A 19,677-nucleotide genomic window follows, 5' to 3' on the forward strand; every position below is an offset into this window, starting at 1 on the left:
TTTTTTTATGGCGAGAAAGTGCCTACAAGCTGCCCCCGCCGGCAAGCGGGGGCGGAGATTACTTCATGCTGCTCAGCAGCGCGTCGACATTGTGCTTGAACGCCTGCTCATAGGTGGCCGCCGGGCCGCCCACGCGCGAGAGCGCTTCAGGGTACAGCTCGCCGCCCGCCTTGGCGCCGGTGGCGGCGGCAATCTGTTTCACCAGCCGCGGATCGGTCTGGTTTTCGATAAAGTAAGCGTTAACTTTTTCCTGTTTGATTTGTTTGATCAGGCCGGCCACATCGCTGGCGCTGGCTTCGGCCTCGGTGGAAAATCCGACCGGCGCAAGGAAGGTGACGCCATACTCTTGCCCAAAGTAACCAAAGGCATCATGGCTGGTGAGCACCTTACGTTTCTGCGGCGGCACAGCGGCGAACTGGGTTTTGGCCCACAGATCCAGCTTTTGCAACTGCTGAATGTATTCGGCGCCGCGCTGGCGAAAATAGTTGGCATCCTCGGGATCGGCGGCGATCAGGGCGTTCATCACGTTGGTGGCGTACTGCACGCCGTTTTTCATGCTGTTCCAGGCGTGGGGATCGGTAATCGGTTTGCCGTCCTCCTCCATCTGGCGGGTGTTGATCCCCTGTGAAGCGGTGATCACCTGCCCTTTATAACCCGAAGCGCTGACCAGGCGATCGATCCACCCTTCCAGCCCCAGGCCGCTGACGAACACCACATCAGCCTGAGCCAGCTTCTTGCCGTCCTGCGGCGAAGGCTCGAAACTGTGCGGATCGCCATCCGGCCCCACCAGCGTGCTAACCTTGACGTGATCGCCTCCCACCTGTTTGACGATATCGCCCAGAATGGAAAAGCTGGCGACGGCGTCGACGGTCTTCGCCATCGCCAATGGGCTGGCCAGCAGAGCAGCAACCGCCAGCGATATAGGTAAACGTTTCATACTTTCTCCTTGCAAAGGGCACTTCTCAACGGCGCGCGAAGGCGCAAATGCCTCCGCGCGTTCCAAACAGGATCGAGACGAAAAAGATGACGCTGGCGCTGAGCACGATCGCCGGGCCGGCAGGCAATGACGCATAATAGGACCACACCAGCCCAATCAGGCTGGACAGCGCGCCGATGCCCATCGCCACCGCCAGCGTCTGCGGCAGATTGCGCGCCCAGAAGCGCGCGCTGGCGGCGGGCAGCATCATCAGCCCCACCGACATCAGGGTGCCGAGGATCTGGAATCCCGCCACCAGATTGACCACCACCAGCGCCAGAAACAGGCCGTGGATCAGCGCCAACCGGCGTGGCGCGTTGACGCGCAGAAAAGTCACGTCGAAAGATTCGATCACTAACGCGCGGTACAGCGCCGCCAGCGCCAGCAGCGACACCGTGGCGATCGCACCGACCATCAGCATCGCCTGCGCATCCACCGCCAGAATCGAACCGAACAGCACGTGCAGCAGATCTACGCTGGAACCGCGCAGCGAGACCAGCGTGACCCCCAGCGCCAGTGAGCCCAGATAGAATCCTGCGAAGCTGGCATCTTCTTTTAACGGCGTGCGGCGGCTCACCAGGCCGGACAGCATCGCCACCGCCAACCCGGCGATAAAGCCGCCCACCCCCATCGCCACCAGCGACATGCCGGAAATCAGATAACCGATTGCCGCGCCGGGCAACACCGCGTGGGACAACGCATCCCCCACCAGGCTCATGCGGCGCAGCAACAGAAACACCCCCAGCGGGGCGGCGCTGAGCGACAGCGCCAGACACGCCATCAATGCGCGTCGCATAAAACCGAAAGAGAGAAAAGGGTCGATAAGCCCATGCAACAGCATCATGGCGCCACCACCCGCAGGCCCGGCTGCCGTTCGGCGGCGAGATACCGCGGCACCTGTTCCAGCACGCGCTCGGCCGCGCCCCAATGACACGCCTGCGGGGTCAGCAACAGCACCTGCGGAAAATGCTCGGCGACCATCGACATGTCATGCAGGACGGCGATCACCGTTCTCCCCTGCTGGTGCAGCTGCGCGATCACCTGCAGCAGGATCTGCGTAGTGGCGCTGTCGATGCCGGTGAAGGGTTCATCCAGCAGGATCAACGGCGCCTGTTGGACCAGCAGTCGCGCAAACAGCACCCGCTGCAGCTGGCCGCCGGAGAGCTCGCCCACCGGACTGTGCGCCAGCGCGCTCATGCCGACGCTCGCCAGCGCCTCATTAACCTGGCTCGCCGCACGCTGATTCATACCGCCGAACATGCCGCTTTGCGGCCAACATCCCATCGCCACCAGATCGCTCACCGCGATCGGGAATTGCCGATCCAGCTCCGCCTGCTGCGGTAAATAAGCCTTGCGCGGCGGCTTTTCACCGCTAAAGTCCAGGCGACCCGCCACAGGCGGCAACAAACCGGCGAGCGTTTTCAGCAACGTCGATTTCCCTGCCCCGTTGACGCCCACCACCGCGGTTAACGAACCGGCGCTAAACTGCCCGCTCAGCGGCGGGAAAAGCGGCGTGGCGCCATAGCCTATCGCCAGCTGACGTAATGAAATCATGGCAGCGACACCGCCCAAAAAATGCCGAGCCACAGCAGAGTCAACAAAACGATAGCGCCCACACAGCGCACGGCCGCGGAGGTGGTGAACAACGAATTCAGTGACGACGCGGCGTCATTTTGCGAAGTGGGAATCAAGGGAATAACCAAAGCAGCAGATTTATAGTTACAATATAACATCACAATTAATGGTATGTCTCAAGCGTTGCCGGACTCATTAATGCAACGGAACGTAACAGCTCGTCGCGCAGCAGGTCCCCCCCCTCGCCCCCTTATCAAACTCAGGGATATTCCCGTTCGACGCAAATGTTGGCGGAAGGTAAAAAAACAGCGGTAAATCGAAAAATTTACCGGCGCGAGTGGAAAAGGAGTAAGATGAGCAGATAACATTGTTGTTGGCCGAGATTAATGCTTGTTACCCTTGCCTGTAACCTGGACGTCAACGCACTTTCTGTTAAAAAATTAAAGAAAGTGATTAATGACAATATTGCGGAGTTAGTGCCGGCGCTGACCAGCGGACTCAGTTTTTATTCTGAAAGCGCACGCTATGCCGAAGATTCATTAGAAATACTTGATATAGTGCAACAAGGTGACAGCGATTATTCAATGAGTTATCGCTATAAGTGGGGCATTTTTAATGCTTGCCTGGATATCAACAGCGAAGACACGATCAGCGATAGCGTCCGGTTCCGTGTGGCGCAACGGGGTTTAATCTTCGACATCATTGATAACTCACGCCCATCAACCGCGGATGAATTGTAAGTTTACGTAATAACTGCAGGCCAAACGCGAAAAAATGATTTATATTCATTTTACGGGAAGTTTATTTAACCACCGTTAAGCTGCCTCCGTTCATGATGTAAATCAGCTTACTCACATAGTGTTATCAACACCGCCATTAAGACTTACGGAGGGGATGATATGGATGAGTATTCGCCTAAGCGACACGACATTGCTCAACTCAAATTCTTGTGCGAAAATTTGTATGATGAAGGTATCGCCACCCTGGGAGACAGCCACCACGGGTGGGTCAACGATCCGACATCCTCCGTCAACCTTCAGCTTAATGAGTTGATCGAACATATCGCTTCGTTTGTGATGAGTTATAAAATTAAATACATGGACGAATCCGATTTGTCGGAGTTAGTCGAGGAATATCTCGACGATACCTATACGCTGTTCAGCAGCTACGGTATCAATGATTCCGACCTGCGCCGCTGGCAAAAAACCAAGGCGAGATTATTCAGAATGTTCTCAGGAGAGGACATCTGTACGACAATGAAAACTTAGGGGATAATTATTCCCGAGCTATTTTACGGTTATTAAACTAAAAGGCCACCATGACTAAAACCGACTATCTGATGCGTTTACGTAAATGCACCACGATTGATACTCTCGAACGTGTTATTGAAAAAAATAAGTACGAGCTTTCCGATGATGAACTGGAGCTGTTTTACTCAGCCGCCGATCATCGTTTGGCGGAGCTGACCATGAACAAGCTGTATGACAAAATCCCCACCTCCGTTTGGAAATATGTCAGATAATCAGCCCCCAACGCGTTGAGCCGATGCTTTTATCGGCTTCAATGTTCAAGTTGAATAGGTCATTTTCCTATTGACAACGAAATGTTAATTACACTCATCTTTGCCGTTAATAATAAATAGCAACAATTCTCGGTTAATGCCCGGGGTATTACGCCTTAACGCTATTCACGCGTGAAGACGCTCGCCTCACATTGCCTGTGTGGTGCACATCGCGGCGAATATCCCTGAGGCCATCGCTGCCACGCCGCCGCGCCGGGCGGCGTGATCCATCACCGCCAGGCTCAGAGCATGCGGCGCAAAATCGCCCGCCGGGCGAAACAGTGATGCTTAATCACCGCCGCGATGTGCAGCACAATCATGGCCGACAGCGCGATGCATGAATAACGGTGCACGGCGAAAAAGAAACGATTAACCTCAAGATTCGCAATCGGACGGGGGAAATCGATCGCGCCGAAAACCGCAAAGCCGTGCTCCAGCATGAGAAATCCGCTCAGCAACACCACGAAAATCAGCAGGTAGAATATTTCGTGCAGCAAATGCACCAACCCCTTCTCGCGCCCTTGCAGCATATCGCCATAAGGCACTTTAGGCCGGAAAAAACGCCAGATAAAGCGCGCCGCCATCAGCGGTGTCAGCACCAAGGCCAACGACATATTGGTCACGGAGAAAAAGGCGAAGATGCGCGCATCCGTCATAAAATGCAGTGAATAACCCACGATCATGACGTAGATCATCACGGCGGCAATGCCCCAATGCAGTAACCGACTGAAAAGATCGTAACGGGCAGGTTCGTGTGACATAAAGCTCCTTTAAAAGCGGCCATCATTGGCCGCTTGACTATCCGATTCGCACTTACTTTTTCACGACCCAGGCGTCCTGCCAGTTGGATCCCACGCCCGGCTCAAACTGAGTCGCGCCGCTGTTCCACTGCATGCAGTAACCGCTGTAAGGGAAAGGTTTGCACTGATAAACCTTGCCGTCTTTCGGTTGCAGCACCGTGGTGCCGGCGGTGTATTTACTCAGCGCGTTCGGGAAGACGAAGTTGTAGTCGCCATTGCCGCCACCGCCGGTGGATTCAGCTTCCAGATTGAAGTTTTCGATATCCGGCTGAATGCTCTGCCCATTGTCGTTGCTGGCGATCACTTTCAGCATGTGATGGCCCTCGCTGACGTTGTTCAGCGCGATGGTCAGCGGCTGGCTGGCGTCTTCCAACGTCTCTTTCACGTAGCCTTTTTCCGTCTGGCCGTGATCGTAAACGCGCGCTTCAACGGTCAATTTGCCTTTAACCTCGGCATTGAAGGTCAGCTGAGCTTTACCGTCCTTGATCTTGGTGCTGGACAGGTTGCCGATGCGGATCTCTTCGGTGATAGTCGGCGTTTCTTCCTCATAGGAGATCACCACGCTCTCCATCGTGCTGCCTTGTTTGGCAAAGACCGCATTATTGCCAAACACCGGATTGACGTTGCCTTTACCGTCTTTCACCCCGGCACGCACCGCTTTCTGTTCGGCGTTGATCTTGCTGGCCAGCGCGTGGCTCCAGCGGTTTTTGTCGGTCAGCGCCTCACTGTCAATCGCCAGCTCGGTTTTCATCGTCAGCACTTCACCGTCCGCATCAAAGAAACGGGCGATCACCTTGTCGCCAACCTGCAGGTTTTTGCCGGTGAGAGAGCCTTGCAGCTGCTTGCGCCATTCGGACACGACGCCGTCGTCCTCGAAGTTGACGTCAACCACCTGATAGAAGCTGTTCACCGTGTCATTGATTTCCCACACGCCATAAATCACCTGATAGCCGGTTCTCTCCGGCACCACGCACTGGTGCACTTCGCGATCTTTTGGCGCCTGAGCATGGCCATCGACTTCACAGAACGGCTCTTTTTCGAAAGCCTCGCGCGACAGCGGCTTATTCACGTCCCAGTCTTGTTTGGTGATGTAATAACGCCAGTTATTGGTTTTGTGCTTGGCGGTGTGGTACCAGGTGAACGTCTGCGGTCCCGGCTTCATGGTGTTCAACGCCCAGACGTTGACGCCCTGACGATCCAGCGGCTCGAACCCGCCCACCCCGCCGCTGGCCAGCTGGCCGTCGCGCGGCGTCGCGCCGCCAGGGAAGCCGGAAACCTGCTCGACGCTCTGCGGTTCCCACTGCGCTCGGCCGCAGTCGGTGTTGCTGCCCAGCTTGCACTTGTAGGCGCGGCTCTCGGGCACTTCGATATAACCGTGCGACCAGGCGGCCGAGGAGGCAGTGAGCGCTGCCATCATCAGGGCGATTTTGGATAATTTCATTACGACTCCAGTTAAATTTATTGGATTCCAACTGAGTGAGAAGAAACTCAAAGAGATGCGGCGATACCGCGAGAGGAATAATAAGTAGAAGCCCTGAACGCCCGGCACTTAGAATGCATTAAAATAATAAAACCTAATGCCGTCAGAATATTAAACCGCATGATAAAGGGTTAACATATTCCTGACCTCGTAAAGCGCCGCCATGCGGCGCAAGAAAATACCGACACCGCGCCAATTAATTCCACAGGGAAAATAACGTGACATTGAAAAACATCGCCACGGCGTTCATGGCATGCCTGCTGTTATCCGGCTGTCAGCACGCCGCCAAATCGGCCCCTGACGCCGCCATCCAGCGCGACCAGCTGTCATCGCTGGTCGGCGCCGGCCAGTTTCTGAGAGAACGCTGCAACCGCGCCGATATCCCGGCCAACGACCCACTCGCGGCGGCGGCGTTGCAGGCGGCGGAGAGAAAAGGCTGGGCGCCGGCGCTTAATCGCACCCAGTTACTTGACGCAGGCAAAAACGTCGCCGCGCAGCTGGAGGCCGACGCTACGCCGTTGCAAGAGAAGTGCAGCGGACTCAACCGAACGCTGGCGCCGTTTTTAGCCCAGCTCCGTTAACCCGCCAGCGGTAGCGCAAGCCACTGGCAGGCTACCGCGCCGGCGCCCGCCACCGCCAAACCCGGGCCAAAAGGCAGGGGCTGTGCCCCATCGCCGCCGCGCCACACCCGCAGCAGCAGCCACAGCAGGCTGCCGGTGGCGGCAAACAGCAGAATCGACGGCAAAACGGCATAGCCGCCCCAGGCGCCGAGCGCCGCCAGCAGTTTAAAATCGCCGTATCCCAGCCCCTCGCGGCCGGTCGCGAGACGAAATCCCCAATACAGCAGCCACAGCGTCAAATACCCCGCCAGCGCGCCGATGACCGCCGTCGGCAAAAATGCCGGGTGCGCCAGGCAATGCCACAACAGCCCGGCCCACAGCAGCGACAGCGTCAGGCAATCCGGCAACAGCTGACGCTCGCTGTCGATCGCCGCCAAGGCCAGCAGCAATGCAGCAAACGCTAACATGAAAACCCAATCCACACCGATGCCGACGCGCCAGGCCAGCGTTATTCCCATTAGCATCAGCAATAGCTCCACCAGTGGATAACGGATGGAAATAGGCGTGCGACAATAACGACAGCGACCGCGCAACAGCAGCCAACTTAATAAAGGAATATTATCGAGCGCCGGTATTTTCATTGTGCAACACGGGCAGAATGAACGCGGCAAAAAGAGATTAAATCGTTCGGCCTGCGCCATTTCCATTTCGCGCTCAAGCATGACAGGCAGCCGATAAACGACCACATTGATAAAACTGCCGATGCACAGGCTCAACACGGCGCTAAATAGCAGCCAGTGTTCATCGGCCACTGCGTTTATTGCGGATAGCATGGCTCTCTGGATCCTCTATTGTCGTCGCGTGGGTGACATCCCGGTTGCGCCGTTACCCGCAGTTGGCTGATTTGCACCACGCCCGGCGCCTGCCCCGCACGTTCTGCGGCGAGTGAGAGCACGCGGATCCCGTGCTCGCGTTGCAGGGCGGCCAGCCACGGCAACAGGCGTTCAAACGGCACCGGTGGCAGCGTGACCCGCACATCCGCTTCACTTTCCGTCAGTTCGGCGATGGCGATGCGATATGCCAGCGCACTCTGTCGCAGTCGTTCCGGCAGTTGCTCGCGCGCGGCGGCGCTCTGCGGCAAACGCGCCTGCAATTGTTGGATGACGCGCGCCTGCTCTCGCAGCGCCGCCAGCCGTTGTGCGTTTTTTTGCGCCTGCGAAAACTGATACAGGCAGTAGCCGCAGGCCATCAGCATCAACAGGCTTAACAGCACTGCCCGCCGCAGCGCCTTATCGCGCCAACCGATGTTCATCGCTCACCTCTCACCGTCAGGATCGCCTGGTTAGGCGCGCTTCCCTCGCTGAACGTCATGCTGACGCCGCCGTCGTTGACCGGCGCCGGCAGCGGCGCGTCGTTTCTGTTTACCGTCACCACCAAACGATCGTCGGCGGCGTCGAAAGCCAGCGCCTGCAACTGCGGAGGTTCCCAGACAGCAAGCGCCTCGGCCGCGTAGGGCAACAGCCTGAACAGCTGCGGCGCATTCAGGGTGTCTTGCATACGCCGTGCCCACGTTTGCGCCGCCCGTTCGGCGAACGCCGGCGCGGTCTCGCCACTCGGCAGCAGGCGCTGAGTCAGCGCCGTTATCTGGCTTTCGCTCTGTCTGGCCATTAATTGGTGATGCAAGCCCCCCACCAGCAGCGAACCGCTGAGCAACAGCATCGCGCAGGCGGTCTTATCGGGCAGACGGCGCGGCCAGCGCACGCCCGGTTTGAAACGCCCCTGCAACAGCGTGGATGTGCTGTTCCAGGCCTCTTCCGCCAATCGCCACAGCGGATCCTCATCGATACGCGCCGTTTCCCAGCCCGCCGGCACCTCTCCGCCACTGTGCAGACACCAATCCGGCGTCGGCCACGGGACGCTGTCCCCCCAGGCATCGGGCAACTGCATGCCCTGCATGCCCCCCGTTCGGAGCAGCCAGTGTCCGCGCCAGCGCAGTGCGCTGCATTGGTTCGGCAACGGCAACGCCAGCACGTCGGGCAGCAGGGCATCGACGCGAATGCCGCAGGCGTTGAGGCTATCAACCCACCCTTGCATCTGCGCCAGCGCAACGCCGGCGATAGTGAAATCGCGCTGCACCTTGCCCAGCACCGCCCAATGCATCTGCTCGACATCGTTCAACAACCCGGTCTCATGGGAGTACGCCAGCGCCAGCGGCGTCGCCTGCCGGGCCTTGCCCTGGAATGTCGTTTGTCTCAGCACCACATGACGGGCAGGCACCAGCACCACGACCCGGCTGCCCTGCGCCATGGCCGCCAACTCACTACCGCCTTCGGCCAGATCGAGGCGGGCGGCAAAGCGGCAGCGCGTCTCGCCGACGCGGCCCCAGCGCACATCGGCCATCGCATCCTCGTCCAGCGCGATAAGCAGGATGGTGTTCGCCATCGTTTACCCTTCCCCTCTGTCGAACCGACGTCCGCTGACCGTGACGCCTGACGGGCCCGGCTGCAACGCGCTGACCAGCCGATAGCGTCCGTCGTTCAGCCTAAGCTGCAGCTGCGCAATCCAGCGGTTATCGTCGAAAATAAGTCGCTCGCCAAGGCCATCCTCGCCCAGCGCCTGCAGCGCTTTTTCCTGCGACAAAAACGCCAGCGTCTGCCAGCCCTGCGGCGGGCGGGCCGCCAGCAGCCCCCGCATCCGCTCATCGCTCAGCGCGTTCATCAACATCGCCCGCAGCAGCGGCAGCTGAGCTTCGTTCACGGCGTCCGGATTGAGGCGCAGCTCGGCATCCGGCGCCGCACAAAGCAGCGGCGCAAGACGCAGATAAAGCTCGCGGTCGATGCCGGCCAGCTCCCGCAGCTCGCTGACATCCCCCATCAGATACCCTTCGCCATAGGCTCTGGCGACGATCGCATCGGCAATCGCGCCCGCCTGGGCAGCGGCGATCCCCTGATTGTTCAATAGCAGCATGAATATTCGCCTCTCCTTATTGGGGGTTCCCCCCTCGCTATCGCCGACATCCGCCGGGCCGGCAGCGCGGATCAGGGCGTTGAGGTTGAAACAGGCGTCAACGCGGCGCAGACGTATCGCCACTTCCCCCTCTTCGGTGCGCATGCTGAAGGTCACCCCTGATGCCCCCCACGCCTTCCGCTGCTCTCCCGCCTGCTGCAGCCGCTGCCGGGCGTAGCTCTCGCCGCCCAGCAGCAACCATTTCGCCCGCAACCGATCCTGCTGAGACTGGGTGCGCGCCAGCGAACGCTGCCAGTTATCGTTGATATTGACCGCCACGATCGCCATCAGCGACATCATCAGCAACACCATCAACAGCGCCATACCGCGTTGTTTATTCATAATGGCCTCGCGGCAGGCAACGTGACGATGCGCCGGACTTCCCCCAGCGCAGAGGTGTCGATGGCGATCTCCACCGCCTGCGGCAGCAGCCCGCCGGCGCGCCAGGCCGTCAACCATTCGCCCTGCCGGTAAAAACGCAGTTGGAACCGCGTCACCTCAGACAGCAGCAGCACGCTGCGCGCCGCCGCCTGCGGGCTGCTCAAATTCGGGTAACTGAGGCGTTCGAGCCGCCCCTGCCGGTAGCGATACGCCACCCGCTCCTGCGTGGCGCGCGGCAATCGGGCCTGGGGGTTCGGCCAGCCGTTTCGGATCAGCAGCAGCTGAAAATCGCCGCCTTCCTCTCCCGCCGTCTGCAGCACCGCAAACTCCGGCGCCGCCGGCCAGCGTTTATCGCCGGTCGGCGCGCGCGCCTGCGCCTGCGTCAAATCGCGCTCGACGATCGCCAGCGCCCGTTGCAGCTGGGTCAACTGCGTCGATTTGCGCTGGGTGATTTCGTCGTTTTTCAGCACGCCTCTGAAGACCGTCAATGCGGTGAGCGACAGCATGGCGAACAGGGCAATGGCCAACAGCATTTCCACCAGCGTAAAACCCCGTTGCAAAGCGCGCTTCACGGCAACGCCCTGTAGGCGAGCATCTCCACCAGCGCATTGCGATCCTCCGGGTCGCGCCTAACTTCAATCGCGATCGCCCGCATCCCGGCGTCGCTGGTCTCCCGCCCGCGATAGCGCCAGTGCCAGGTTTCACCGGCCATCACCGTGGAGCCCGAATGCCAGGCCAGCGTCGGTGGGCGGGGATCGAGCTGCAGCAGCGTCAGCTGGTTGTCCGCCACCCACAGCGCCACGGTCTTGGCTTCGATCGCGCTCAGGCTACGCACCTGGCCGCCGGTGCTGTTGATCAGCGCCAGACAGCCGATGGCGAAGATCATCATGGCCACCATCACTTCCAGCAGCGTCATGCCCTGCTGGCGTCTCATTTTCCGCGTCATCGCAACGAATGTCCGTCGTTTCAAATACAAAGTAACCGGGCGCCTGCAATCGCCACAGACACTTGCCCTGCGATAGCTCCACGCTGAACGCCGTGGTTTCGCCCCCCGGATACAGCCACACCTGTGGCAGCGCCGCCTCTGCGGCTAGCGCGACGGTTTGCCCTTCAACGCTCAGCCGCAGCGCGACGCCGTCCGGCAGAGCGTACTGCTCCCGGCTCTCCCGCCCCGCTTCGGCGACGCTACGCCAACCGCCGTCATCGAACGCCACGCCATACCTCACCCCTTCGCGCTCGGCCCGCTCGGCGAGGGCATTCAGCCAATGGCTCAATCGCTCTCCCTGCTGCGCCAACGGCTTCTCATCCGCCGGAAAACTCAGCATCACCAGGCCGCTGGTCACCCCCAGCAGCAGCAATACCAACATGGTCTCCAGCAGCGTAAAACCGCGTATGCGCCTCATGGCGCGTCGGCCACCCAGTTACCGATGTCATCATCGGTATCGGCGACACCGTCCGGCCCCAGCGTGAACACATCCAGCTTGCCATGGCGCCCCGGGTTGCGCAGACGATACGCTTGCCCCCAGGGGTCTTGCGGCAAGCGGCGGATATAACCGTCTTCGGGATAATTCCTTGGGATCGGTGCCAGCGTCGGCCGGGTCACCAGCGCCGCCAGCCCCTGTTCCGCGCTGGGATAACGCCCGTTGTCCAGCTTGTACATATCCAACGCGTTCTCCAACGCGACGATATCGCTGGCGGCCTTTTGCCGATCGGCCTTCTCCTTGTTTCCCATCAGGCTTGGAATGGTCAGGCTGGCCAACAGCCCCAGAATGACGATCACCACCATGATTTCCAGCAGCGTAAACCCTCGCTGCCGCGACCTGCGCATCTTGCTGATATGAATCACTTTACTCTCCATTAACGGCATGATTAGCCGACCATATTATTGAGCTGCAATATCGGCTGCAGGATGGCCAAAATGATAAACAGCACCGAACCGGCCATCGCGATCACCAATAAAGGCTCAAACAGCCCCAGCGCCAGCGTGACTTGCCGGCCGAAGGCCTCCTGCTGCATCGTCGCCGCCCGTTCGAGCATCATGTCCAGCTCACCGCTGCGCTCGCCGGACATGATCATGTGCCGCATCATCGGTGAGAACAGCGCGGTGCCCTCAAGCGACGGCGACAATCCTTCGCCCTCCCGCACCCGCTCCATCGCCGCCAGCAGCCGTTCGCGGGCGGCATCGTTGCCCAACACGCCGGCGCTGATGCGCATCGCCTCCAGCAACGGCACCGCGCTGGCGTTCAAAATGCTCAGCGTTTTGGCGTAGCGCGCCGTGTTCACCGCCAGCGACAGCTTGCCGACCACCGGCAACCGCAGGATGAACGCATGCCAGCGCACGCGCCGCGCCGGATCCCGCAGGCGATAGCGGAACGCGCCAAGGCCCGTCAGCACCGATATCAGCGCCAACGCCCCCCATCGTCGCAGCCCGTCGCTGGCGCCGAGCAGCATCCGGGTCGACAGCGGCAAGGTCTGCTTCATATGCACAAACTGTTCGATCACCTTCGGCACCACCGCCGTCAACAGGATCGCCACCACGCCGATTGCCACCGTCGTCAGCACCATCGGGTACACCAGCGCCTGCACGATTTTGTTCTTCATTTGCTGGCGCTGTTCGACGTAGTCGGCCAGCCGTTCCAGCACCGGCGCCAGATGGCCGGAAATCTCACCGGCGGCCACCATGGCGCAATAGAGGCGGTCAAAAATCTGCGGATGCTGCCCCAGCGCCTGCGCCAGCGGGAAACCCTCCAGAATGCGCTGCCTCACCTGAGTCAACGCCGCCTGCAGGCCTTTTTTCTCCGTTTGCCGCGCCACCGCCATCAGCGCCTCTTCCAGCGGCAGCGCGGCAGACAGCAGCGTCGCCAGTTGCCGGGTGAGCAGCGCCAGATCGCCGCTGCTCACGCCGCCCATCCAACGGCCGGCGAGCAGGCCGGCAAGAGCGGATCGCCTGCGCGCCTGCACCGCCAGCACCTGCCACCCCTTCTCACGCAGCCGATCGCGGGCCTGGCGCAGAGAATCCGCCTCCAACACGCCACGCCGGGCGCGCCCCTCACGATCGCAGGCGCGATAATCAAACTTCATCGCCATCCCCTTCGCGCGTCACCCGCAACACTTCTTCCAGGCTGGTCTCTCCGGCGCACATTTTGGCGATCCCATCCTGGCGCAGCGGCTGATAGCGCTCCCCGGCCAGCCTGGCGATGTCCAGCTCACCGTCGCTACGGTGGATTGCCCTGCGCATCGGTTCATCCAGCACCAACAGTTCATGCAAACCGATTCGGCCGCGATAGCCCTGCCCGCCGCAGGCCTCGCATCCTATCGGGCGCCAGCAGGTCAGCGCCCGCGTCGACGCCAGCCCCAGTTGGCGCCGCTGCGCGTCAGGCAGCGCATAAGGCTCGCGACAGTGCGGACAAAGCCGGCGCACCAGGCGCTGCGCCAACACGCCGCTCAGCGAGCTGGAAAGCAAAAACGGTTCAACGCCCATGTCCCGCAGCCGGGTCACGGCGCCGATCGCCGTGTTGGTATGCAGGGTCGACAGCACCAGATGTCCGGTCAATGAGGCCTGCACCGCGATCTGCGCCGTTTCACCGTCGCGGATCTCGCCGATCAACACCACATCGGGATCCTGACGCAGCAGCGCGCGCAGCCCGCGCGCGAAGGTCATGTCCACCTTGGGGTTCACCTGCGTCTGCGCGATGCCGGCCAGTTCATACTCGACGGGATCTTCGATCGTCATGATGTTGCGCTGTTCGTCATTGATCTGGTTCAGCAAGGTATAAAGCGTGGTGCTCTTGCCCGAACCGGTCGGGCCGGTGACCAGAATAATGCCGTGCGGCTGGCGGATCAGGCGCAGCAACGCCTGTTGGTGCGCCGCCGCCATGCCCAGGCTGGGCAGTTCGAGCCGCACGCCCTGTTTATCCAACAGGCGCATGACCACGCGCTCGCCGTGGCTGGCCGGCATCACCGACACCCGCACGTCGATCGCCCGCCCGCCAACCTTCAGCGCCATGCGCCCATCCTGCGGCACGCGCTTCTCGGCGATATCCAGCTTCGACATGACCTTGATGCGCGACACCAGCAGCGCCGCCAGCTTGCGCTGTGGCGCCAGAATGCGGCGCAGCGCGCCGTCGATGCGAAAACGAATCACCAGCTCGCTCTCGTAGGTTTCGATGTGAATATCGGAGGCGCGCTCTTTGATCGCCTCACTCAGCAAGGCGTTAATCAGGCGGATAATCGGCGCATCGTCCTGTTCGTCCAACAGGTCTTGCTGCTGCGGCAGCTCTTCCGCCAACGCATAGAAATCCAGTTCGCCACCCAGATCGTCGATCATTTTCTGCGCCTGGCCGCTTTCCCGCTGATAGTGCGCCACCAGCCGTTGTTCAAAGGCCTCCGTGTCCAGCCGGGCCAGCGTCGGCTCACCGGGCAGGCAGCGGTACGCCTCCATCAACGCGGCCTGGCGGGTCTCGGGGTGACAATACAGTTGGATGCCGCTCTGCCCGTCGACGGCCAGCACGCCATGCTGCCGCGCCCAGCCAAAAGGCAGCCGCGGCCCCACAGAACGGGGCTTCACGGGCGCGCTCCGCGCGAATAAAACGCCTCGATACGCGCGACGGTGGCGAGGAACGCCCGATTGTCGATCGCCTTCTTATCGCCGGCGATCTCGCTGCGCAGTGCGTTATTCAGCTCACGATCGTCCTGCTGCTCGGCGTCGAACTTGCCTAACTTGCGCTGGCTCTGCCGGGCATACCCCTCGGAGCTGCGAATGATGGTCGGGCGGATAAACAGCATCAAATTACGCTTGCTCGCTTTAGTGGCGTTCGAGCGAAACAGCGCCCCCACCAGCGGGATCTTGCCCAGGATCGGCACGCTGCTCTCCAGCTCCGAGTTGGACTTGTCCAGCAGCCCGCCCACCACCACGGTCTCACCGCTGTCCACCAGCACCGTATTGTTGACCGTGCGGATATTGAAGGTCGCCCCCAGCGAATCCGGCGTGGCGCCGGCGCTGTCGGCAACGCTGGAGACCTCCTGCTCGATCTGCATCAGCACGGACTGGCCCTGATTGATCTGCGGTTTGACCTTGAGCTTGATGCCCACCGTTTTGCGCGACACGGTATTGAAGACGTTATCGCTGTTGGTGGTTTGCGAACCGGTGAGGATCGGTACATCCTGGCCGACGCTGAACTCCGCCTCGGCGTTATCGAGCGTAACGATGCTCGGCGTAGCCAGGATATTGTTTTGGTTGTTGCTGGCGATGGCGGACAGCAATACGCCCCAGTTGCCGCTGTAGAAACCGGTCATCAGGCCGTTGGCCTTGCCGAACACATCGCTCATGCCGTTTTCGAACCCCGCCGAGATGCCGGGCGCCTGGCCGGCGAACTGCGTGCCGCCGCCGTATTTGTTGGCCCACTGCACGCCGATGTTCAGCCCCTGCCCATCCTGCACCTCGACGATCACCGCTTCGACCAGCACCTGCGCGCGCCGTACATCCAGCTTGGCGACCACCGCCTCCAGATCGCGCATCACGTCCGGCGCGGCGGTGATGATCAGCGCATTGGTCTGCTCATCGGCCTTGATCACCACATTTTTCAACAGCGCCACGTTGGCGGCGGCGCTCTCTTTCTCGTTTTGCAGGCCCGCGCTCACGCCGGTCAGCACCTCGACCAGGCTCTGCGCCTTGGCGTATTTGAGCGGAATGACCTGGGTATTGCCTTGGGTGACACTCTTGTTATCCAACTGCTCAATCAGTTCTTTGGCGTGTTCGCGGGCCCGATCGTCCCCGGCGATCATCACGCTGTTGGTGCGTTCATCTGCCACCAGCCGCAGCGAGCCTGCCCCGGCCATACGCCGTTTGCCCTCTTCGCGAAACAGTTCGTTCACCATCCGCGCGATCTCCGGCGCCGCCGCATGCTTCAGCGCGAAGGTCTCAACCTGATTGCCGTCGTCCTGATCCATCTCCCTGACAAGGTCGAGCAGGCCGTTGACTACCCCGGCTCGGCCGGTGATCAACAGCGCATTGCCCTGCTCGTAATGCGCCACGCTGCCCACGCCGATGCTGTCGTTAAGCTGGCGCAAGATCGGCGAAACGTCTTTGGCCGCGATATTGCGCAGCGGCACCACGCGCATCACCACTTCATCCCCTTCGGCGATCGCCTCGCCGCCGCTTTGCGACAGCGCGGCTCTTTTTCCCTCTTTGGCGGCGATCACCTTCAGGACATTGTTGGGCATGCCGATGACCGTATAGCCGTAGACGTCCAGCACATTGAGAAAGAATTGGTAATATTGCTTCTCGTCGAGCTGTTCGTAGCTGCGCACCGTAACCTTACCTTTCACCGCCGGATCGATAATGATGGTCTTGCTCAGGTTTTTACTGACCGTATTGATAAATTCCTGAATGTCCGTGCCTTTGAAATTGGCGGAGAATTGCTCCGCACGCGCCAGGCCCCCCAGGGCAATCATGACGGCCACCGCCGCTAACGCGCGCCATAAACCGGCGCTCCAGCCTGCGCGGGAACGAAAAATAAAATGCGTCATCACAGTGTTGCCTTATGCTGTAAAACACCCCACGCCGAAGCGGCGCGCCGGCTACTCTTTAAACGTCAGCGCGGCGTAATAACCGTTTTCATCGAGCAGTATTTTGTTTTTTAATATCCGCACGATAACGGCATTGCTGCCGACCAGCCGATCGCCAACGCCATACCCGGTTTGCTTACCGCCATGTTCCACGATAACCAGGCTTTTTTCGGCGTTATCACTGAACAGCAGACCGGTTATCTTGCCGAGCGCCGCGGCCTCCGGCGCGTTAGCCAGCAGCTCGGCGCCGATCGCCCACTCGCCGACCTTATACCCGCGCGCCTTTTCGCCGCTTTTCGCCGCCTGATAGCGGCCAAACCAGTGTGCGTCGTTAATTTTCTCGATGTCATCTTCCTGGGGAAAGACGCCATGGCGCACTTGCTCACGCCCACTTTCAAGGTGCGGCTCAACGGGTTCGTTATTCACGGTTATCATTCGCCACACCTGAGAAAGCATGAACGTCAAATTAGCCAGGAAGAAAAGTAGAATAAAAAAGTCTATCAACCGCTTGCTCACTGGCCCCCCGGTTATTCAACGGCGCCAACGCTAAGCGGAAATGCCCAACACCATCGCCACGGAAAACAGCAGCGTGATGGCCAGCGCCACTTTATAATTCACGGCGTCCAGCCACGTTCGCCGCTGTTTATTAGCCGCCGGTGCCAAGCATTGCTCCCGCGTATTCGCGCGTTCGCAGGCCTGGAAACTCAGCATCACGCCAAATCGGGGAATGGTTTTGATCACCTCGCCCGGAATACCGTGGCGGGAGAGCAAAGCGCGGCATTGGAATATCATTTGATAATAGTTATTGTCGCTGATGGTCTCATGGTTGCAGAACCAGACTGCGCGTATAATGTCATTTTTCTTATAGATGCCACTCAACAGGCACAGCATGAAACGCCGCTGCAATTCGGTCATTTCGATGAGCACATTCTCTTTTTTAAATAACAGCGTCTTTTCATTGTTGTTTAAGATCACCAACTCATTTTCCAACAGAGTCTCGTTCAGGGCAATGCTATGTATGTCCATCTCTCGCCTATCAGTTTAATGAAGTCCAAAGGCTCCCTGTGCCATTACCTTTGCACGCATGCGGCAGATGCATTTTCAACGCAAATAAGTGATTCGCCGTGTTAAGAGCCGGCTCAATTAATCATGTTAAAAATATTCATGCAACTTATTTATTTAAAATAAACAATATAAAATTAATCTAACAAAACAACACAAACCTAAAGCCATTAAGTCATTTAAAAACATAGTGATAGAAGAATTTATAAAATAAGTGAACCGCCATTAAATTCGATTAGTGATGCGAAAAATAGACAATGACCGATAATAACTCATGTTATTAGTTGTGCGCTAAAAAGACGGCAGAACGCTATAAACGGCAAATAAAATGCATCTTTATCGGAGGGGGCAATAAAGTAAACGTCAGGATTCAATATTGCATAAGAACATCGGCGAATAGGCATTGCTAAACATCAACGTGTTTTTATCAATGCTGCGAATATGATAAAACGTCGACTCATTGCTGAAAAAGTAGGTATAAATCTCTTCCGGCAAGGTATCACGCGGCGAATAGTTGACCTCGCCATACTGAAAGCGATAAAAACTCCCCTGCGAAACATAGCTGAAGTTAACCCGCCGATTGACGAAGTATTTCTTTTCACCGTCGTTGGCTAACCCCGACAGGACCATCACGCCCTTATCGCCGGACAAAAAGATGTAGTTTATTTTCAGCGACAGCTGAATGTCGTTATGAACCGCCTGCGCGTCCAGTGAATTGAAATAATTGAACGTGGCGTTCGCTTCACAGGAAAAATCACTGAAGTCATGATGGCTGCGTATCAGGGAATACATCACGCTGCCGGTCAACACGCACAGGCCGACCAGCGTGGCTGACAGAATATTTAACTTTTTTTCCATGCCCGAATGTACTCGCTCTCACAGTTATGCAAAACAGCCGCACTGTCCTTCGTGCATTTGGCGATAAACTGGCGTCCGCTGTCTTCATTGGCATTTTGAGAACGGTTAACCTTGGTAATGACGACCTCGCCGGATCGGCAATGCCGGCCATACAAATCTTTCCTGACCAGAAACTGCAAGTAGCCGTCCTGGTGATTCGCCAAAAAATGGCCGGCATAGTAGATCGGGCAACCGTTCACCGTGCCGACGTAGGACAATACCTGCTTCTTTTCACTGTCGCGATGGTGCTTGTAATAGATGAAACACAGCGCCAGAAAAGATAAGGGTACGACGATCGATAAACTGCGCAGCAGAATAAAAAAATAGTGATGGGTGTTTTTTGTCGTTGCGGCAGGTGACGCCAACGTCACCGCGGCATCGGCAAGCTGAGGGGGCTCGGGTAAATCAATCCGCAGTCGGTCGACAGGTATTATTCGATTAAGTCTATACCCCTTTTTGGATAGGGTAACGATGAGGCGCTCGTTGAAACCGACAGACGTCAATGCGCGTCGGGTCAGGCTGATATATTGATTTAACGTCGCGGAAGAGGCGCTCAAACCGTGATCGGTCCAAACCTGCTGCAACAGCGTCTCGCGGCTCACCGTCTCATGGCCGTGTTCAAGCAAGCATTTGAATACTCTGGCATTGACGCTGGATAAGAAAACTTCCCGCCCCTTCTTTAAACTTTTCAATGAACCGTTTTCAGTATTAAATGTAATATCTTTATCAATGATATAAATCATGTTTAGCCTGACAGCGCACACGGGTTATTATTTAAACTTATTGAGCCAGTTCGACGACCGCCGCTAAGC

General features: G+C 58.7%; 24 protein-coding genes. 4 read left to right on the forward strand and 20 right to left on the reverse strand.

All coding sequences use genetic code 11. The features are described from left to right. Positions 1-58 precede the first annotated feature (58 nt). Genes HWW83_RS15720 through HWW83_RS15730 form a run of 3 tightly spaced genes read right to left on the reverse strand, consistent with a single transcriptional unit; the run spans position 59 to position 2,530 of the window. Positions 59-937, reverse strand: coding sequence for a metal ABC transporter substrate-binding protein (locus HWW83_RS15720; protein ID WP_033642106.1), 879 nt, complete (start codon positions 935-937; stop codon positions 59-61). A 25-nt stretch (positions 938-962) separates the two neighbouring features. Next, complete coding sequence (locus tag HWW83_RS15725; RefSeq protein WP_047572431.1) at positions 963-1,820, reverse strand: metal ABC transporter permease; 858 nt, start codon at positions 1,818-1,820, stop codon at positions 963-965. Then, positions 1,817-2,530 carry a metal ABC transporter ATP-binding protein gene (locus tag HWW83_RS15730; RefSeq protein ID WP_069100193.1) on the reverse strand — a complete coding sequence of 238 codons (714 nt, stop codon included), beginning with the start codon at positions 2,528-2,530 and terminating at the stop codon, positions 1,817-1,819. The genes HWW83_RS15725 and HWW83_RS15730 overlap by 4 nt, the downstream gene beginning before the upstream one ends. A 407-nt stretch (positions 2,531-2,937) precedes the next feature. On the opposite strand from HWW83_RS15730, the gene HWW83_RS15735 reads away from it, so the two are divergent. The 3 genes from HWW83_RS15735 (at position 2,938) to hha (ending at position 4,073) form a co-directional block, all read left to right on the forward strand. Beyond that, positions 2,938-3,291, forward strand: coding sequence for a hypothetical protein (locus HWW83_RS15735; RefSeq protein WP_047572432.1), 354 nt, complete (start codon positions 2,938-2,940; stop codon positions 3,289-3,291). A 159-nt stretch (positions 3,292-3,450) separates the two neighbouring features. Then, positions 3,451-3,819, forward strand: coding sequence for an Hha toxicity modulator TomB (gene tomB, locus HWW83_RS15740; RefSeq protein WP_004940312.1), 369 nt, complete (start codon positions 3,451-3,453; stop codon positions 3,817-3,819). A 50-nt stretch (positions 3,820-3,869) separates the two neighbouring features. Further along, positions 3,870-4,073, forward strand: coding sequence for a hemolysin expression-modulating protein Hha (hha, locus tag HWW83_RS15745; protein ID WP_004940313.1), 204 nt, complete (start codon positions 3,870-3,872; stop codon positions 4,071-4,073). Between the two features lie 281 nt (positions 4,074-4,354). Here the strand turns inward: hha and HWW83_RS15750 are convergent, their stop codons facing one another. Next, positions 4,355-4,873 carry a cytochrome b gene (locus HWW83_RS15750; RefSeq protein ID WP_033651103.1) on the reverse strand — a complete coding sequence of 173 codons (519 nt, stop codon included), beginning with the start codon at positions 4,871-4,873 and terminating at the stop codon, positions 4,355-4,357. Positions 4,874-4,925: 52 nt separating this feature from the next. After that, positions 4,926-6,353 carry an N-acetylglucosamine-binding protein GbpA gene (gbpA, locus tag HWW83_RS15755; protein WP_176589415.1) on the reverse strand — a complete coding sequence of 476 codons (1,428 nt, stop codon included), beginning with the start codon at positions 6,351-6,353 and terminating at the stop codon, positions 4,926-4,928. Positions 6,354-6,610: 257 nt separating this feature from the next. Here gbpA and gspS point away from each other — a divergent pair, with 257 nt between their 5' ends. Continuing rightward, the gene (gene gspS, locus HWW83_RS15760; RefSeq protein ID WP_033642100.1) at positions 6,611-6,973 is read left to right on the forward strand and encodes a type II secretion system pilot lipoprotein GspS; all 363 of its coding nucleotides are present in this window, start codon (positions 6,611-6,613) and stop codon (positions 6,971-6,973) included. Here gspS and HWW83_RS15765 read toward each other — a convergent pair. From HWW83_RS15765 to HWW83_RS15835, 15 genes are all read right to left on the reverse strand, one after another. Then, a complete protein-coding gene (locus HWW83_RS15765) occupies positions 6,970-7,785 on the reverse strand; it encodes a prepilin peptidase (RefSeq protein WP_089194359.1) in 816 nt (271 codons plus the stop codon). The two genes, gspS and HWW83_RS15765, sit on opposite strands and share 4 nt — an antisense overlap. Continuing rightward, the gene (locus tag HWW83_RS15770; protein WP_046688369.1) at positions 7,770-8,264 is read right to left on the reverse strand and encodes a type II secretion system protein M; all 495 of its coding nucleotides are present in this window, start codon (positions 8,262-8,264) and stop codon (positions 7,770-7,772) included. Before HWW83_RS15770 ends, HWW83_RS15765 begins: the two co-directional genes overlap by 16 nt. Continuing rightward, positions 8,261-9,394, reverse strand: a complete 1,134-nt coding sequence (gspL, locus tag HWW83_RS15775) for a type II secretion system protein GspL (protein WP_047572436.1) — start codon at positions 9,392-9,394, stop codon at positions 8,261-8,263. The genes HWW83_RS15770 and gspL overlap by 4 nt, the downstream gene beginning before the upstream one ends. Before the next feature lie 3 nt (positions 9,395-9,397). After that, positions 9,398-10,300 (reverse strand): type II secretion system minor pseudopilin GspK, encoded by a 903-nt coding sequence (gene gspK, locus HWW83_RS15780; protein WP_149542987.1) that lies wholly within the window; start codon positions 10,298-10,300, stop codon positions 9,398-9,400. Continuing rightward, complete coding sequence (gene gspJ, locus HWW83_RS15785; RefSeq protein ID WP_060659863.1) at positions 10,297-10,911, reverse strand: type II secretion system minor pseudopilin GspJ; 615 nt, start codon at positions 10,909-10,911, stop codon at positions 10,297-10,299. Before gspJ ends, gspK begins: the two co-directional genes overlap by 4 nt. Beyond that, positions 10,908-11,255, reverse strand: coding sequence for a type II secretion system minor pseudopilin GspI (gene gspI, locus HWW83_RS15790; RefSeq protein ID WP_069100188.1), 348 nt, complete (start codon positions 11,253-11,255; stop codon positions 10,908-10,910). The genes gspJ and gspI overlap by 4 nt, the downstream gene beginning before the upstream one ends. Then, positions 11,167-11,742 (reverse strand): prepilin-type N-terminal cleavage/methylation domain-containing protein, encoded by a 576-nt coding sequence (locus tag HWW83_RS15795; RefSeq protein ID WP_069100187.1) that lies wholly within the window; start codon positions 11,740-11,742, stop codon positions 11,167-11,169. The genes gspI and HWW83_RS15795 overlap by 89 nt, the downstream gene beginning before the upstream one ends. Next, on the reverse strand, positions 11,739-12,167 hold the full coding sequence (gene gspG, locus HWW83_RS15800; protein WP_033644207.1) for a type II secretion system major pseudopilin GspG: 429 nt from the start codon (positions 12,165-12,167) through the stop codon (positions 11,739-11,741). The genes HWW83_RS15795 and gspG overlap by 4 nt, the downstream gene beginning before the upstream one ends. Positions 12,168-12,208: 41 nt before the next feature. Continuing rightward, positions 12,209-13,420: a type II secretion system inner membrane protein GspF gene (gene gspF / locus HWW83_RS15805; protein ID WP_176589416.1), complete on the reverse strand. Its 1,212-nt coding sequence runs from the start codon at positions 13,418-13,420 to the stop codon at positions 12,209-12,211. Beyond that, the gene (gspE, locus tag HWW83_RS15810; protein WP_046688364.1) at positions 13,410-14,906 is read right to left on the reverse strand and encodes a type II secretion system ATPase GspE; all 1,497 of its coding nucleotides are present in this window, start codon (positions 14,904-14,906) and stop codon (positions 13,410-13,412) included. The genes gspF and gspE overlap by 11 nt, the downstream gene beginning before the upstream one ends. Continuing rightward, positions 14,903-16,867, reverse strand: coding sequence for a type II secretion system secretin GspD (gene gspD / locus HWW83_RS15815; protein ID WP_080280853.1), 1,965 nt, complete (start codon positions 16,865-16,867; stop codon positions 14,903-14,905). The genes gspE and gspD overlap by 4 nt, the downstream gene beginning before the upstream one ends. A 51-nt stretch (positions 16,868-16,918) precedes the next feature. Next, complete coding sequence (locus HWW83_RS15820; RefSeq protein WP_042783791.1) at positions 16,919-17,422, reverse strand: type II secretion system protein N; 504 nt, start codon at positions 17,420-17,422, stop codon at positions 16,919-16,921. Positions 17,423-17,452: 30 nt separating this feature from the next. After that, positions 17,453-17,896 carry a winged helix-turn-helix domain-containing protein gene (locus HWW83_RS15825; RefSeq protein ID WP_226772955.1) on the reverse strand — a complete coding sequence of 148 codons (444 nt, stop codon included), beginning with the start codon at positions 17,894-17,896 and terminating at the stop codon, positions 17,453-17,455. 435 nt (positions 17,897-18,331) lie between these two features. After that, positions 18,332-18,826, reverse strand: a complete 495-nt coding sequence (locus HWW83_RS15830; RefSeq protein WP_176589417.1) for a FidL-like protein — start codon at positions 18,824-18,826, stop codon at positions 18,332-18,334. Further along, positions 18,811-19,608, reverse strand: coding sequence for a winged helix-turn-helix domain-containing protein (locus HWW83_RS15835; protein ID WP_033642089.1), 798 nt, complete (start codon positions 19,606-19,608; stop codon positions 18,811-18,813). The genes HWW83_RS15830 and HWW83_RS15835 overlap by 16 nt, the downstream gene beginning before the upstream one ends. Positions 19,609-19,677: the final 69 nt, after the last annotated feature.

The organism is Serratia ureilytica, assembly GCF_013375155.1.
In the GTDB taxonomy this organism is placed as follows: domain Bacteria; phylum Pseudomonadota; class Gammaproteobacteria; order Enterobacterales; family Enterobacteriaceae; genus Serratia; species Serratia ureilytica.